Origin of the sequence: Paenibacillus gallinarum, from assembly GCF_014836635.1 — a bacterium.
GTDB lineage: Bacteria > Bacillota > Bacilli > Paenibacillales > Paenibacillaceae > Paenibacillus > Paenibacillus gallinarum.
On record NZ_JACSQL010000011.1, the window covers coordinates 140,267 to 156,011 of the forward strand.

Genomic DNA, 15,745 nt, shown 5'->3' on the forward strand with positions numbered 1-15,745 from the left:
AGTGATTTAGGACCAACAAAGTTAAAGTTCGTGTTCAAAAAAGATACAATAAATAAAAAAAACTCCGACCTCACTTGGAAGTCGGAGCATAGTCATTATTTAAGTACTTCTAACAAACGATAAATCATTACTGCTGTTTCTGCACGAGTGATATTCTTTTTAGGATAGAATTTACCATCGGCATAACCTTTAACGATTTCATAAGATGATGCTAAGTTTACCCCGTCTGATGCCCAAGTGGTGATATCAGCATAGTCTTTAAATCCAGCTTTGGTCATAACAGGATTTTTGAGTTCTTTCATAAGAACGTTGGAGATCATGATCGATGCTTCCTGTCTGCTGATTTTAGCATTAGGACGATACGTTCCATCATTATATCCCTTTGTAATTCCAAGACTAAGAGCTACTGAAAGCTCTGTTGCGTACCAGGCTTTAGCATCTAAGTCATTAAAGCCGTTATTAGTTCCAGCAGCACTTTCATAACCCATTGCACGTTTCAACATGATAGCAAACTCTGCACGGGACACTTCTTTGTTAGGTGCGAAAGTTCCATCTTCATACCCTTTGATAATACCTTCCTTAACTAAGAAAGTGATTTCGTTTTCTGCATAGTGATCTTTGATATCAGTCAAAGAAACAGTAGTATCTTCTGGAGTTACTATCTCGCCAGTAGTGTCACCAATAGAACCTCCTACTGTTCCACCACCGATAGAACTTCCACCACCTACTGCAGAACCTCCAGTGTTGCCACCAGTTGAACCGTCGTTATCGATGTTTCCACCAGTGTTACCGTCATTGTCAGTAGGAGGAGTAAATACTTCTTCCTCTGTATGTGAGACAGTTATTTCACTTATACCAATAACTTCTGGTGTACCATCAACGCCACGTTTGATAGCTGTGATTTCGTATCGGTAATTTCGATCACTCTCTATGTCTTCTTCGAAGAACGAAATTTCACCATCAACTATTGGATAATTTCCATAATCTTTAGTTTCAAGAGTTACTTCATTATAATATCCAAGATGGTAAGTACCGTCTCCATTTAGAGTGATCTTCCACTCAGGGTTACGCGCAACTTCATACCATTCCGCAGTATCTACTTCTTTAAAGCTCATTGTAAGTGTGCCTTGTTTTACTTCAGTAGCCTCTATTTGGATAATTGGCTCAACAGCTGGTGTTGTTACAGATACCGTATCCGATTCTATTTCTCCCCAAGCATTACTAGCTTTAACAGTATAGTTATAAGTAGTGCTAGGGGTTACAGTCGCGTCTGTAATCAGGTTCAAGCTACCCTCATAAACTTTCAATCCGTCTCTAAATACTTCATACTTAGTTGCATTAGGTACTGGATCAATTTGAAAATTTACACGATCTGAGTAGGCTTTCAACACTTTCAAGGTCGGAATAGCTTCTGGAGCCACACCTTCTTCTGGTGCGTTAGGTGTGTTTACGACTCTGTTTGCTGCTGCGGAATAATTACCATCTTTAACTGCTTTAACCGAGTACACATATCTACGTCCACCTTCAACGGTTGTATCTTCAAAGTACGTTTCATCAGCTTCTGCCATAATTACTTGACCATCGCGATACAATTCATAGCTATCCGCATCAAAAGTTGGTTCCCAACTCAACGCTACATTTTTATATGTTGCATCTTGCAATGTCAATGTTCTAGGTGTTGTCACTTGACCCACAGGGAAAGTATAAATAACAGTTCTCTCTGGGCTACGTGTGCCTTGCACATTCAAAACAGATACACCATACTTAACTGTTTGTCCAAGTTTACCGAGTACTTTATAATAATTCTCAGTTCCACTGAGTTCAGCGATCTTAAGACCGTCTGCAGTTAATATCACGCTTAGTGTCTCGTTACTTCCATCCCAAGACAATAATACTTCTTCTTTAGAGTTTCCTTTTACAGCTGTAAATGTAGAAGGAGCTACCGGAGCCGGCGCAATCTCTACTTGATCTTCTTCAAGCGTTGTAACTAACAGTGTTGCAAATTCACCTTCAACACCGTCTTTGATCGCAGCTACTTTATAAGTGTAAGTTGTGCCATCCATTAAATCTTTATCAGAAATCCAAGTTGATAATACAATACCTATTGGCATTCCATTACGTTTAACAACGTATTCATCTGCACCATCTACAGCATTCCATTTAACTTTAGAAGTGGTAGTACCAACCTTCTCTGCTACAAAGTTGCTAGGAGCAGGAAGTTTATCAAGAGTTGTTGATTTAGTTGTTCCACTCACGCCTTGACTTCCACCAACTGTTTTCCCTGATACAGCCCAAACTTTAAAGTCATAGTTAGTTGCTTCTGCCAAACCTGTCACGGTGAAAGAAGTTTCTTCTGTCTTATCTCTTTTAGTTGCACCACTCATAGATATTTCATAACCATCTGCACCTTCTTGAGCATCCCAAGCTAGTGTAATAGAGTTAAGTGCGGTGCTGACAACTCTTAGGTTTTGGATAAACGTCAAAGCCGGTTTGGTTGTTACTTCTACACTAGCTGATTTACTGAAAGAATTACCTGCTTGTGCTTCAACTTCATAAGTATAAGTAACTCCTGGCTTAGCAGTAATATCACTGTAACTATTTGTTTTCGGAAAGAATATTACTCCGTCATTTCTAGTGATTACGTAGTCTGTTATTCCTTCAATAGCATCCCAACCAAGGTCTACTCTATTGGAACCTACCACGCCTGCTTCGGCATTAGTTATATCTGGAATTTGTCCAGTTTTGATCTCCAATGACGCGGAATCGATCGACTCTACTCCATCTTTAACTGCACGAACTACATAAGTTTTCGTGCCACCTACATAAGCTGTTATGTCTGTGTACGAAGTGCCAGTGACTTCTTTATAACTTCCGATGTCCACTTTAACTTTATAACTTGTTGCACCTTCTACAGCATCCCAAGCAATAGTGTTACTAGTAAATGTGCTACTCACTTTGCGTACGTTTTGTGGGACAGATACTGTTTCTATGCTGGCTTCCGGTGTGATGAGTCCTGAGGCTGCTTCCACCTTACCTCCGTCAATCAAACTGGTAGAACTACCTAATACTAATGTACTTGCTAATGTCAATGCTAGAAACTTCTTGAATTTCTTCAAATCTAAACTTCCCTTCGAGTTAAGTTCTCTCGGGGCAATGTCCACAACGGGATCAATTGACCCCGACTTTCTATTTACTAATTACTAACGATTTTCTACTTATGTACCTCTCTATCCTCCCATACTTTTCTCATGTCACAGCATACCTCAATTTGTGACTCATCGTTATGTTTTTCCAAAATTATTTCTTCTAATTTTTTAACTTACTCTGTATTTTAGGATACAATCTTGGGTCTTTTGTAACTTGAAGTGTAAACCGTATTGATAATGTCGGTCTGGGTTACTTTTTTATGTTGGATGCTACGTGTGTACTTATTTATAAAATTTTCGACAGACCCATTATTTTGAAGCTTTGAGATCATTTCGTATAGCTCAGCTTCAGTATGCCGGATATCAGATGTCTTGCATATCATAATGCTTTTAATCCGACTTTTCACAAATTTTGTAGGTTGCTGCATATTTGAGTTTTCCATAACTTCAATTATGTTCGGCTTTACCAACATATAACTTTCAGTTAGAGCCTCAATGCCATCGAAACTTTTAACTTTCATGTAACTTTCAATAAATGCAGTGAACCGATAGCGATTAAATAGTTCAACGTTAGACGCCTGATAAACACATTTACTGACTTTAATGACGACATGATCCAACTCGATTTTTTCATTCGGTGCATATACGCTACCAAATACAAGTCCATAGGTTTGTTTATTTTGAGCGTTTGGCTGGATCAAATCAATTAACACACCCTCAAATCCAAGTTTACGGTTCCGATATGGTCGAAGTTCCTCTCTCGTATCTAAATTTGCAGTCATTTTAATATCCTCCTGTTTTATAAATTTATATTTTCTTATATCAACTCGCCTTATTAGTTCATTCATGGGCTGGAATATGAACCAGATACTTCACTCTTACTATAGGTGGGTTCGCATGATCTTTTAGCGAAGTCACAACTTATTTCTTTCTTGTTGTTTTTCATGATTAGGTCCTGGAAGTGTATATTTGATCTGTTTACTAAAAAATGAATTTGACTAGAAATACGGTACGAAACGGGGGTTCATATATCATGATATATCGGTTAATTATAACTTTATTTTATAGTGGTTGATTTCACTTATAACATTTATAAAAATATGCGAAATATGATCTAAAAGTCTAGACACTCAGATGTTTTATTGTTAAATAAAGTTAATTTGTGATAAGATTGTCCTAGTAAATCCTTACTGATTTTAAAGAATGGTCAAACTGCAAATTCTCTACTACATGAAAGGTATGTGAAGCACTTAATGAGCAACGACAATAAACTTCAATCTTTTTCGATGTATGCCGTATTGGAAAAACCCCTATTGGATTTTTGCGCACAGGGTGATGGAATCAGTGTACTTCCAGTTTTTGAGGAAAAACATTTTCCGGATGCTGAAGTGGTTGATGTTTCTCTAGTCAATTTAGTTAAGCTACTTGCTACAGCATTCGGCCGAACTCGGCAGCCGCTAGCTTATAAAATTATTGATCGTATCCAGGATACTAACGGAAGAAAAAAGACGCTTCGTTTTAGATCTCGACATCCACTTTTTACCGACGGATCACCCAAACATCAGAATCTTTGCTTGGTTAGTGGCATGGTGTATCTGGGAATTCCCATTCTGCCTTACTTCGATGGTGTAAATATATTAACTGTCGATGAAAATCTTTCATTGGTCGTCTACGATGATTCGGCTGACTACTCTGCCCTTATTCATCGGAAAAATTCTGATTTATTATAAGAAGGAGTGAAGCATTTATGGGAAGTTTTCCTGAAATAAAACGCGGCGGGCTCCCAACGTTCGCTGATCAGCAGAAACTCATCGCGGAATTTCCGTCAATCATACAAAGCATGCGTAAACAAACATCTCTATTTCACCAAATGACTAAAAATCAAACAGTCCTTTCTACTCATCAATTGAATGCGATTACTAAGCAAAACGAACTTACAGAGCGTCTCTTACATAAAGTTGAAGAACTATCGAAAGACTCAAAAGTAACAAATTTATTGATTTCAGAACTTATAGCAATTCATCGGACCGTGATATCGGACGATACAGATGGACAGAGAGATTTTATTCTTGGTGATGCTCAGCGACGTGTAGATAAACAGTAATAGAATAAATACGAGGTGGACGCTTTATGATGGGTAAAACGCACGTTGTCGGTTCACTGGCTGCGCTTCATATGGGCCTAATCGGGTATGCGTTCATCGCTACTCGTTCGCCGGCGAAAGATAAATTAGATGATTTTCAGGTGTTTGGCCATTCAATTCACTTACCGAACACGTTGCTAGAATATGGACTGACTGTTTTAGCGGTGATTCTGTTTGTTTTCTTGCTTTTACGAATAGGCCGAAGAAAATTACTTTTTGTTTATTTACTGGGACTATTTGGATCACTTTTTTTACTCAATTGGTTTTCGAATACAGGCGAACCTCTATCTGCAGCACTCATTTTGCTGAGTTTTACACTCGGAACACTCTTGCCAGATATCGATTCGGAAGAATCGTCGATTGGACGATACTTTGGATTGCTGAGTCGGATCATTCCTCATCGAACGATCACCCACACGATCTGGATCGTGATCCTGCTCGCTGCTGCATCTTGGTCTTTTCATTCGATTTTTCTGGCAGCACTTACGCTTGGGTACGCACTTCACATCCTCGAAGATTCATTCAGTAATCAGGGGATTTGTTGGTTCTATCCTGTAATCGGGAAGTATATTACTCGGCCAGGTGGTCAGACAATAAAAGCGGGGCGAAGTACGACCTTTGCATACACGAAGGGCGGTCTAGCTGAACATTTATTCTTGTTCTTTTCTTTAGGAATCCACGCTGTATGTATGGCGTTGTTCTTTTATTGGATCAAAGTACTTTAATATATTTCTTATAACTAGATCATAAACAAGAAGGACTAGGGTAGCCGTTAGGCTACCCTACTTTCCCACTCATTCACATAAGTATAAGTCTGACCTCTTTGTTTTCATTGTCTTTGACTATCTTTGACCTAATGGTCAGGATTTATACCTTCCTCTTTAGCGTCCACATAGTTGTCTTTTACATCTTCCCAACAGCTTGAGCAAAAACCCATCATATTTACTAAATCTGCATCAAGGCAACCTCTACAATTAGTAAGTGTGTTAAATTCCACCTTGGTATCCCCCCTTATTAGATTAGTTTTACTGCGTCAACATTTCCCCCGTCCAACCACATTTACAAAAGTAATTCCAGCACTGTGTTTCCAAAAAACCATCATTCTTTAAAACCTTTCCGGTTCTAACAGAACGAACACGGCAAACTGCTATTTGTTCGTATATTTTTAAGTTCTCATTGCCGCATTTCGGGCATTTTTCGTATTCCATTTGCTGTTCTGTTCTCCCTTCCCAGGAAAAGAGGTTAGGTTGGCCCTCGATACTGTAGTTTAAACCACCAAACATCCATAGTATTGTTTGTAATTTATAGCCTCATAAACTATTACGTTTTCACCTTCCACTGCTCGTGAAGCGCAAAGCTCAAATACTTCGTAATAGCGCGACCAAATGTTATTAGCCGTCAAAATATCTGTTACCATATCTTTATTAAACACCGTTGTCTGCTGTTCTTCGAATTGATCCATATACTTACTATAAAGACAATCGACAGTCATTTTATTCCGATCCGTTATATAATTATCTACGGGATTAGATACTAAACTTAAGTTTGTCCAATGTATCTCGTCTCCGACAATGCGTATTCTGGCAAGATCAAACGCGTATTCAGAAGAAATATCAAGTACATAACTAAAACCTATAGACAATACTTCATCCGGTTTAGGTACTTTTAAAGGCTGACCAATAAGAGGGTCTCTTCTAAGGAATTTGAGCTTGGCCTTTTCTGCCATCTCTTTATTCGATAAATTTTCTGCGTAAACACCATTTTTTATCTCGTCATCTGACGCAAACAAACCGTCATGCTGTTTCAACTTTACAGCGGGGCCTTTTACCAATGGGTAGATATGAAGATCCTGTGCTGACTGTAAAGATATATCGTATATCTCATTATTTTTGAAACTTGCTCTATACCCTATAATTTTTTCTTTGAACTCTAATTCACGAACTTCCATGTGAATTACCTCCTTATTTGATTGTCTATTACTAGTACAGTGGGGTATTGCTCTTTATTAATTACTCATGCTGCGATCTCCTTCATCCATTTTTCTTCAATCACTTCCTGCCATTTATTCACCCATTCTTTTAATTTGGATGCATAGGTGTCTTTTAGGCGTTCGTACTCTATAGAGTACACTTCAGCCAGGGGTCTCCGACTATAATGTAGGTATGGGATACTATTCATGATTTTTGTACCACCTAATTGAACCCGGCGCAGTTCAGCATCGAACCAGCAGGCTTTAAGGAAAGAAAGAGGTTCAGCTTCGATGATTTCATCCCAATCCATTCCGATGTCTCGATCCCCGTCGCAGTTGAACGGACAAAGGTAACAGCGGGAACGTCTTGTTGGAAATTGGTTGACTTCGAGGAAATGAATACTATCTGCAGTAGTCAGATTTTCTTCTACTAGCGGGTAAGCTAAACGGATGTATTGGAATTGGGGAGATTGATCGGTGTTGATTCGGCGGATCTCATCGTAAGAGAATCCGATATCGATGATAAATCCGACGTTCGCAGGCATTTTTTGATTGGATTTTAGACCGTGTTTCTGGAGGACAGCTCGCCGTACCGCTTGTTTAACCGGAATGATTTTAAAATCGACTGTACATTGTCTAGGCATCATACCTGCCGGCTTAATTTCTCCGGTCTTACGGTCCAAGCTGCTACAATAGACTGGCATTTGGAACCGCTGGTAGTCGGTCAGTATCCATCGCATAAGCATTTCTTCTAGCCCACCGCTCATATTACTGTGGCGGGTTATTATGAATGGTGTTTTATTTCCGATTTCTTGCTGCCGGCGCTGCCACCATTTCACCTGCTCATGGATGAACTCCGGTTCCGCACCGGTGTCGGAAAATACGATGTAATCATAGTGGATCTCACCACGAAAATGTTGTTCTAATAGATGCGAAGACTGAGTCCCGCCGCCGAAACTGAGGACGTGATAGATTTCATCTCTACCTTCTTGCCGCAATCCTTCAGCCAGTTCAGCGCGAGTCCGAAATACTCCGCTCCGATATCTTGAAGTCAATCGGAAATCCGGGGCCTCATCAAACATGGTCATTTGCTCGACTTGATCAGACATTTGATTCTTTTTCTGTCTAGTTATTACCTGAACCGGATCTTTTGTATTCATAAAAGAGCCTCCCTTTTCTTTTTCATGTTCGAATTAAACATTTGCATTTGGTCTAAGCTGAAATAAGATACTGTCTGCGATTAGATCCAGGCTTACTACGGTTAAAGTGTTTTTATTGGTCCACCGTGTACCGTCTAACGGTTTGTTTTCATCAAGCCATGCGTTCAATAGATTCATATTGATCACACCATCAGGTTGTTCAAATATACCGAAGGTACCCATATCAGACTGAAGCCCTTTATAGATCGTTTCTTTTAAAGCGATAACAGCATATTTTAGTTTGTTGATGTTGTTACTTTGCGAAATGTCATGCAGAGACGAGTGAATAGATCGCGTTATAGGAACTGGGAAACTTTGTTCACTTATAATCTCTGAATTCATCACATATTTACTTGTCCACTGTGTTCCTGTCTTTAGAAGATACAAAATACGACGTAACGTTGAACGTTCTATTTTTCTCCATTCATACGTCATAGGTTTAGTGATCCATCTCATTCCCGTTTGAACATTATTGATCGTAATGACTTGAAAAGATTGAAGTTCTTCGCGCACGTTCCGTTCTGTTTTCTCTGTTGGATTTTGATCAAGTTCTTGCTGCATGCGATTAAGCATTTCCATCATTTCAATGGGGTCCATTTCATTTTCAAATTTCGGGGAAACTTTGTTTATGACCTCAATAATTTTTCCATTTAAAAAAGCGGTTTTCATTTTAAATATCTCCTTTTTACATTTATTAAATCGTTGGTTTCTGTTAAGCGATAGCGTTTCATTAAAAAGGCGCCGGAATTATTGCTCCGACGCACTATATTCTCAGTTTATTTTATTGGTCGGGGCCACTTAAATCGGGAGTATCACTCGATTTTGTAGATAATTAGGCTCCGACAATATAGATTACTAAAAAGGATAAGTCGTACAGAGCATCGTAAAATAATTTGCTTTATCGTTCAAGCAATGATACTGACGGTGTTCCATACGATATGCACAGCAATGCAGGCGTAAATGCTTTTTTGACTGAGCCTTACGTATAAGAAACCGGCAGCCATAATCCCATAAGACGTCCATCCCATGATGCCTGAGGGGCTGTGGATGGCAACAAAAAGCATACTGGATGTAATAAAACTGATATAACTGGGGCCAAGTGTATTAGGTAGCAGTTCACGGAATACAAGTTCTTCAGTCACAGGCGCCAAAATAGTAATCATGAAGATCATGATGAGTGGGAATCGACCTATCATATCGGTTAGAGACTCCTGGTTGGGTTGTGACGGTAATGTAATTCCGATCAGGCTGTACAAGTAGGTAATCAACGTTAACCCAATTATACAACTAATAAAGACTCCTATAATGGGAAGAATTCGAATCCGGTTGACGTACCTGTATTTACGCTGCCGTTTGCTAATGACGCGGATCGCGAAGGTAAGTATGATAAGTCCGATTAGGATCGATACAACGTTTATGAGTGCGGTATATTCAGGATACATCGTTCCTAACATAACGGTGATCGGAATGAGCTGCGGACTTAAAAAGAAAGCGATGGCTTGGTATAGTTCACGATGTACAAACATTTTTTTGATGGATGGCCAGTGAAATATTGGATAAGAGTTCGCTGTATTCATGCTGCTATTCCTCATTATCTTTTCCTTCTGCATGTTCTATATTTTCTAAAACCTTTTGCTGGATGTGCTCTTCGATGTACAGGGGAGCCTTGAGTATACCGACATTAGGACCTTCTTCAGCGAGAGTTACTATAGCGATGAGAAGATTTGGATCATCCCATAATACTTCTGGTATACGGGCGATCGTCTCTTCACATACATCGGTCGCAAAGACTGGCTGGTTTGATGAATCATAAAGCTGTACCGTAAGAATTGACATTGGAACTTGGCTTCTTTGTAGACCCCCCTTTAAAATCGCTTCTGTTTGATCATTAGTGTAGCAAGCATCGAGCATTAACAACTCGCCAATAGGTTCTACGCTCTGTATATTCATTTGATTAAGTTCTCCTGCTTTTTTTCTTTGGTTTTCGAATAATTCACGTTTCTCTTTTTCATTAATTTGAACGTGATCATGTGAAAAAAAAGCAGGATTCATGATTTTATATCCTGCAAGTTGAGTGGTAAGTTCATCGTAAAATTCGAATGGAAACATGCGATCAATATGTTCAGTGTTTATGTTTTTAGGCACGTTATGTTTCTCCCTTTTTCGTTTATGATTTTAAATTTCATAATCTGTCTAATCCATCACTATTGATTAGATGGCCTTTATGTCGGTACTGAATAAAGCTTTTGTATTCAGTAATTAGCTGGCAGCTATAAACCCGGCTTGATGTTCGAAGTGTATGCGTTTGGCCATTTCTATGACGTCTCCTGTTGGGGTGTGAAAGTTTTTGCTTCGATAAGGGTTATATGTCACAACCTGATTTAAATCAGCTGGGCACTCTTCGTCTACTGAGACTAGGTATCCGATACATACGGCACACACGGCTCGGCACTGATTTTCAATAATCCAGTTGTGTCTTCCGTCAGCGATTTTAAACACTGCGTCAGATAATTGTACTCGCTCAGCATAACCGAGAACTTTTCCGCTTGTTGGGCTTTTGCTTTTTGGTTCACGATCTACGATTGAGAACATTCCGGATTTATTTAAATTCACGTATACTCCTACTCTCTGTCCAATCACTGGGGTTCCGTTCTTTATAATCATATCGGTCTTTACCTCCTAATGTTAGATGTTGACGGTATTATTCTTACAAAGAACGGCCGATCGCAAGTAATGTAGCGATCAAGCCGTTAGAGTATTTTAAGATTTGGACTGCTCTATTTTCCGTTGGTCATTCTGTGCTTGTACGAACTCGTACGCACGTTTCGAAGTGAACAGCAACCAGGGCATGTTGTATCGGTATTCATCGTGTTTCTCACGGTATGGAACGACGTCCTTAAGCATGAGGAAAATGGCATAAGCCAAATCTTTTTCGCTAAGCGAGTCCGCGAGTTCTCGCGATGATTCCGTGTCTAAAGCAATCTTGTGATTTAAAATCACGTAATATGCAATTGCATTAGCCACGCTCATTTCATATCGAGATGCATCGCCTGCAAAGTCGTGCGGTTTTTTCTCAGTGCTTTTCGTTCTGGCTTTATCGAATATTTCCATATCTAAGAATAACCGGATATCTTCTTGTTTCTTTTCATCTAATTCTCTATCGATCATATCGATTCGATATTGTTTAGCGACTTCTCGCTCGGCTTTCTTTTTTCGATCCATCTCCAGGATATTAGCTAGAAAGGATACGAGAAATTGCCGAGCGAGGGGGTCATTCTCATAGTCTGCACACGGCTTTTCTGTAAGCATACGCTTCGTGAATGTCAGGTAATGATCATTAAAAATAACTTCGAAAAATGCGGAACGCAAATCTTTACCGTTTTTATCTTTGGGGACTGGTTCTTTGAAAACAGACAGATCATCGAACAGGTATCGGTTATCGTCGTTTATCAAACATTCAGGTACAAGAACAAGTGCATGAACCCCTCCATTTTTGGATAATTCGGTATACTGTGCGGGAAAATTGAGAACTTGATGTTTCATCCACTTCGGTGCTATAGGTTCTACATCAATACCGATAACACGGTTTTCTCTGGCACGAAGTCGGTATGCTCGATTAACACAATCTAAATTACTATCTGCATCAATTTCGGGTAGCGTAACAAGCGGCCATTCTTTTCTTTCGTCGAGTTTAGCATTGAAGAGTTCATATGTTTCCAGTAAAACTTTAGCGTTAATTGGGCGCTTCATATCGTCGGAGACGGTCCAGTTAGGATCATCTGATAATTTTGAAATGAGTGGATTTCTGCTAAAAACATCCGGATGAACCATAGGATATGTATTGATAGGAGTTTGCGTTTCCGTTTCGGTTAAGAGATTCATACTTTTCATAGTACACCGCCTTATATATTCAGTCTTTCACGCCAACATCTGCGCTACAAAAAACCGAAGAGCGACTGCTCCCCGGCAATTGCTTTTTCACTTATGTGAATTGACTAAGCGTCCTGCTGCTTACAGTTTGTTTTGCAAACTCGGAACTGTGGTTTGGTCCAAATGGAGAGTCTATACTGATGGTATTCTTCTCCGTCTTAGTTTCTTTTTCGGTAAGGTTTATCTGCTTGGGAAGTTTTGTTGATGCAGATTCATCATAAACTTTATTCATCGTATCTACTGTTTTTCCGGATAGGATTCCACCATTTATGCTACTGTTTATTACACCGCTGAAGGGCGAATTGCTGATATCTATACCGATTTTTTCTGGATCAATGATCGGCGCAACGGCAAAACCTCTCTTATTGACTACAGGCTTATGAACAAGAAGATCAATTGATTTCCCGAAACCTGATAAGTTCTCCTCAGCCCTAATAGCCTCGTAAAATTTGATGGGCCCTTCTGGATATATAACGACATCAATTCCAGATCCCAGGTGTGTGAATCCTTTTGATAGAAATGTTGAAATCTGAATCATAATCTCTTGACCTGTAGCTGGGTTTTTTTGAGGATCATTAATCGTGACAGATTCACCGTTTTGCAAGTGTTTATATGCCGGCGGAAATAAGGATTTTGATTCAAGTGTTATTTTGTTCCGGTATATATTCTGTTCGTAAAATTTTGCGAGTGGCGTGTCTTGTCCTTGTATGATACATGGATTCTTGAGCGTGATCCGGCGAAATGGTTTTGTTTCCTTCATCCCTTTTTTCAATCTACGCTGATTCACTTTGGCAAGAGCCTTCCCATCGACAGGTTTATCTAGATTGGCGAACTTTACGGTACCACTAATGATAATGGTGTCGCCTATCGTAACTCCGAGTTGTTCTCTCGTTAATTTTGACATATTAAATGGTATCCTTTTCAGGTTATTTTTTATTGAATTAGATTAGCATTTCCATTCATTTCAATTTGAATTATACTTTAATAACTCTATACCAACAATATTTTAAGAATCACTTGCTAGACGTTTTAGTACATTTATAAGCAAATATTATATAGGCGAAATGGGGGGCGTGACCCGCTTTCGCATCTGAGTTAAATTCCATATAAATGAAAAATAAAGTTTATGGTCACAGTAATCATTTTAAATTGATTTGTTTGATGGACATAACATAACAAATAATTTTAATAAGTATTACAAAACGCTCTATGTTCAATGGTTTATATAAAAAATCCGGGTTTTTTACCTTGTGGAAATTAGGCTTATTCGTTATAATTAAAATTAAAAGGGAGTGAACAATAAATGTCGTTTTACAAAATCAAACGAAAAAAAGACTCGGGGCTAGTACAACAAGATACGGACATTATAGGAAAGCCTCCGTTCGTTTCTGAATCGAACATTGAAGACAAGAAAACTGCTCAACAATTTGAAAAGGTTTTCAAAGAAACTAAGTTCCAAAACGACATTTACAGCACAGGGACCCGGTCTGTGACGATCGCATCAGTAGTTACAATTGCAGGTGCCGCATTATTTTTCGTTCTGTTTTTCTCCATGGATGTACCAAGTAAAATTGTAAACGCAAGTGCTTCTCAGCAGTTAGCTGCTGCATCTTCAGTTACCACTAGTAATGAGCAGGCGGATACAGAAAATTCAATTAGTTCCCCGCGTATCATTGTTTTACCAAGCGTTGATATGCCGAAAGATGAGTTTATGACTTATTTGAGGGATATGTCGGAGGATGATGTGAAAATTGTTCTTGAAGCTATACAAACGCAGGGAGTTAGTAAAAATGAAGGTCCCGTTGTTGGATCGTCATCATCGATGAATGGAGTAACTCTTTACGAAGAAATTCTTAGCGGCGATGTTGTAATGAAAACCGACATCATGGATCGACTTGAAAGGTTGGATAGCAAAGAGTTCACTTCTTTTATGCTTTCGATTACATCTGGAGAAGGTTCTTCCACATCTACTCCTGGCGTAGATATGGTAACATCTAGTGATGACGAGGTGGCTACTACATTGGACGGGAATATAAGTTCAGAGGATAAACTTACTAGCCAGGTTGATGGTTCTAAGCGGCTTAAATTAGTACAGGACTTGGATACAAAAGATTACAATTATTATGTCGTGGAATACGGCGATACGCTGTATGCTTTGAGCAAGTCTTTCGACGTGTCGCTCGGACAGATCGTTGAACTGAACGGAATTCAGGACGCGGATATGATTCGAGTTGGTGAGATTCTGCTATTTCCTAGAGATACGAAACAGCCGGATCTTACCAGCCAATAAAAATAAAACCCATCCAAGATTATAATGGATGGGTTTTATTTTATTTTTATTTCATTTTACTCATTGTTCCTATAATTTCTCAACCGCAATACTTTTTCTTCTCAAATTATATAAGTTTTAAGCTCTATAGACCATTACTAGTAAAGTCTTCATCTACAAATAATCATAAATAATATGTGTGTGTAATCATGCAATATAATATTTTATTTAGATGATCATTCTACATATTTATGGTTTTACATAAATACAGGTTTCTGTATTTAAAGTTTAAACAGTAGCTTAAGCAGCTTGGATAAAAATATGGATAACTTTATTTCTGGGAATACAATTTACTGTATTTACTGGTCAAGTAATAAAGTGAGAATCATTCAGTTGGAACCGCTCACTCCTCATAGGGTTGGGTTTATATGGTTTACATTTATACAGGTTCCTGTATTTAAAGGTTCTTTTGGTAGTAGTTTTAGATGCCTAGGTTGATTAGAGTATGTGAACTGTATTTATGGAAATATGGTTTACTGTAGTTAGAGGTAAAATATGTTCTATAATTACCTATCCTTGCTTATTGGAATTTTTCAATCAATGAGTAATATTCTTGAAATGTATCTTGTTTCTCTCTAGAACGATAATGTTCTACACCATTCACCATCAAAAGATAATCATCACCATCCTCGACCAACATCACCGAAATAACAATTTCCTTAACCACTCAATCCATTATTTAGCCCCTCATTAATGATGGAATTTCTGTATCAGGAACATTCACCGATTGACCAACCTGCAACCTTATTAATTTCCTATTCCACAACCCCACTAGAATATTCTTAGCAATATCACCATTTAAATGTAGATTCTCATTCAAGGTTACAATTTCCGTTTCAGTACGTTCTATCATTATTTCCATTTCCTCTTTTCCAAAGTTATTTGAGGACCCCGAAGGGTCCTTATTTTGCCATGTCCCGGATCATTTGACACTTTGCAGTTAGCGGAACCAAGGGAAGAAGGGATAATTACAGGATAAAGAATACAGTGAGAATCACACGGTTGGATTCTTCCTTCTAATCTATAAGT

16 protein-coding genes are annotated in these 15,745 nt (G+C 38.7%); 4 read left to right on the top strand and 12 right to left on the bottom strand.

Annotation, left to right across the window (positions count from 1 at the left end; all coding sequences use genetic code 11):
* Positions 1-95: 95 nt before the first annotated feature.
* Positions 96-3,116 (bottom strand): S-layer homology domain-containing protein, encoded by a 3,021-nt coding sequence (locus H9647_RS20155; protein ID WP_191803387.1) that lies wholly within the window; start codon positions 3,114-3,116, stop codon positions 96-98.
* Between the two features lie 215 nt (positions 3,117-3,331).
* The gene (locus H9647_RS20160) at positions 3,332-3,928 is read right to left on the bottom strand and encodes a hypothetical protein (protein ID WP_191803389.1); all 597 of its coding nucleotides are present in this window, start codon (positions 3,926-3,928) and stop codon (positions 3,332-3,334) included.
* A 471-nt stretch (positions 3,929-4,399) separates the two neighbouring features.
* Here H9647_RS20160 and H9647_RS20165 point away from each other — a divergent pair, with 471 nt between their 5' ends.
* From H9647_RS20165 to H9647_RS20175, 3 genes are read left to right on the top strand one after another with little or no spacing between them, the layout of a single operon-like run.
* Positions 4,400-4,876, top strand: a complete 477-nt coding sequence (locus H9647_RS20165; RefSeq protein ID WP_191803391.1) for a hypothetical protein — start codon at positions 4,400-4,402, stop codon at positions 4,874-4,876.
* 17 nt (positions 4,877-4,893) lie between these two features.
* Positions 4,894-5,250 (top strand): hypothetical protein, encoded by a 357-nt coding sequence (locus tag H9647_RS20170; RefSeq protein WP_191803393.1) that lies wholly within the window; start codon positions 4,894-4,896, stop codon positions 5,248-5,250.
* 26 nt (positions 5,251-5,276) lie between these two features.
* Complete coding sequence (locus H9647_RS20175; protein WP_191803395.1) at positions 5,277-6,014, top strand: metal-dependent hydrolase; 738 nt, start codon at positions 5,277-5,279, stop codon at positions 6,012-6,014.
* 128 nt (positions 6,015-6,142) lie between these two features.
* Here the strand turns inward: H9647_RS20175 and H9647_RS20180 are convergent, their stop codons facing one another.
* The 9 genes from H9647_RS20180 to H9647_RS20220 form a co-directional block, all read right to left on the bottom strand.
* Positions 6,143-6,286, bottom strand: coding sequence for a hypothetical protein (locus H9647_RS20180; protein WP_191803397.1), 144 nt, complete (start codon positions 6,284-6,286; stop codon positions 6,143-6,145).
* 270 nt (positions 6,287-6,556) lie between these two features.
* A complete protein-coding gene (locus H9647_RS20185) occupies positions 6,557-7,237 on the bottom strand; it encodes a hypothetical protein (protein WP_191803399.1) in 681 nt (226 codons plus the stop codon).
* 65 nt (positions 7,238-7,302) lie between these two features.
* A complete protein-coding gene (locus H9647_RS20190; protein ID WP_225229435.1) occupies positions 7,303-8,418 on the bottom strand; it encodes a hypothetical protein in 1,116 nt (371 codons plus the stop codon).
* A gap of 33 nt (positions 8,419-8,451) precedes the next feature.
* Positions 8,452-9,126, bottom strand: a complete 675-nt coding sequence (locus H9647_RS20195) for a hypothetical protein (RefSeq protein WP_191803400.1) — start codon at positions 9,124-9,126, stop codon at positions 8,452-8,454.
* A 236-nt stretch (positions 9,127-9,362) separates the two neighbouring features.
* The gene (locus H9647_RS20200) at positions 9,363-10,034 is read right to left on the bottom strand and encodes a CPBP family intramembrane glutamic endopeptidase (protein ID WP_191803402.1); all 672 of its coding nucleotides are present in this window, start codon (positions 10,032-10,034) and stop codon (positions 9,363-9,365) included.
* A 4-nt stretch (positions 10,035-10,038) separates the two neighbouring features.
* Complete coding sequence (locus tag H9647_RS20205) at positions 10,039-10,602, bottom strand: hypothetical protein (RefSeq protein ID WP_191803404.1); 564 nt, start codon at positions 10,600-10,602, stop codon at positions 10,039-10,041.
* A gap of 114 nt (positions 10,603-10,716) precedes the next feature.
* Positions 10,717-11,121, bottom strand: a complete 405-nt coding sequence (locus tag H9647_RS20210) for a hypothetical protein (RefSeq protein WP_191803406.1) — start codon at positions 11,119-11,121, stop codon at positions 10,717-10,719.
* Between the two features lie 96 nt (positions 11,122-11,217).
* Entirely contained in the window at positions 11,218-12,348 is a 1,131-nt protein-coding gene (locus H9647_RS20215; RefSeq protein ID WP_191803408.1) for a hypothetical protein, read from the bottom strand.
* A 91-nt stretch (positions 12,349-12,439) separates the two neighbouring features.
* Positions 12,440-13,291: a hypothetical protein gene (locus H9647_RS20220; protein ID WP_191803410.1), complete on the bottom strand. Its 852-nt coding sequence runs from the start codon at positions 13,289-13,291 to the stop codon at positions 12,440-12,442.
* A 399-nt stretch (positions 13,292-13,690) separates the two neighbouring features.
* On the opposite strand from H9647_RS20220, the gene H9647_RS20225 reads away from it, so the two are divergent.
* A complete protein-coding gene (locus tag H9647_RS20225) occupies positions 13,691-14,677 on the top strand; it encodes a LysM peptidoglycan-binding domain-containing protein (RefSeq protein WP_191803412.1) in 987 nt (328 codons plus the stop codon).
* 559 nt (positions 14,678-15,236) lie between these two features.
* Here H9647_RS20225 and H9647_RS26050 read toward each other — a convergent pair.
* Positions 15,237-15,359 carry a hypothetical protein gene (locus tag H9647_RS26050; RefSeq protein ID WP_263621330.1) on the bottom strand — a complete coding sequence of 41 codons (123 nt, stop codon included), beginning with the start codon at positions 15,357-15,359 and terminating at the stop codon, positions 15,237-15,239.
* Positions 15,360-15,745: the final 386 nt, after the last annotated feature.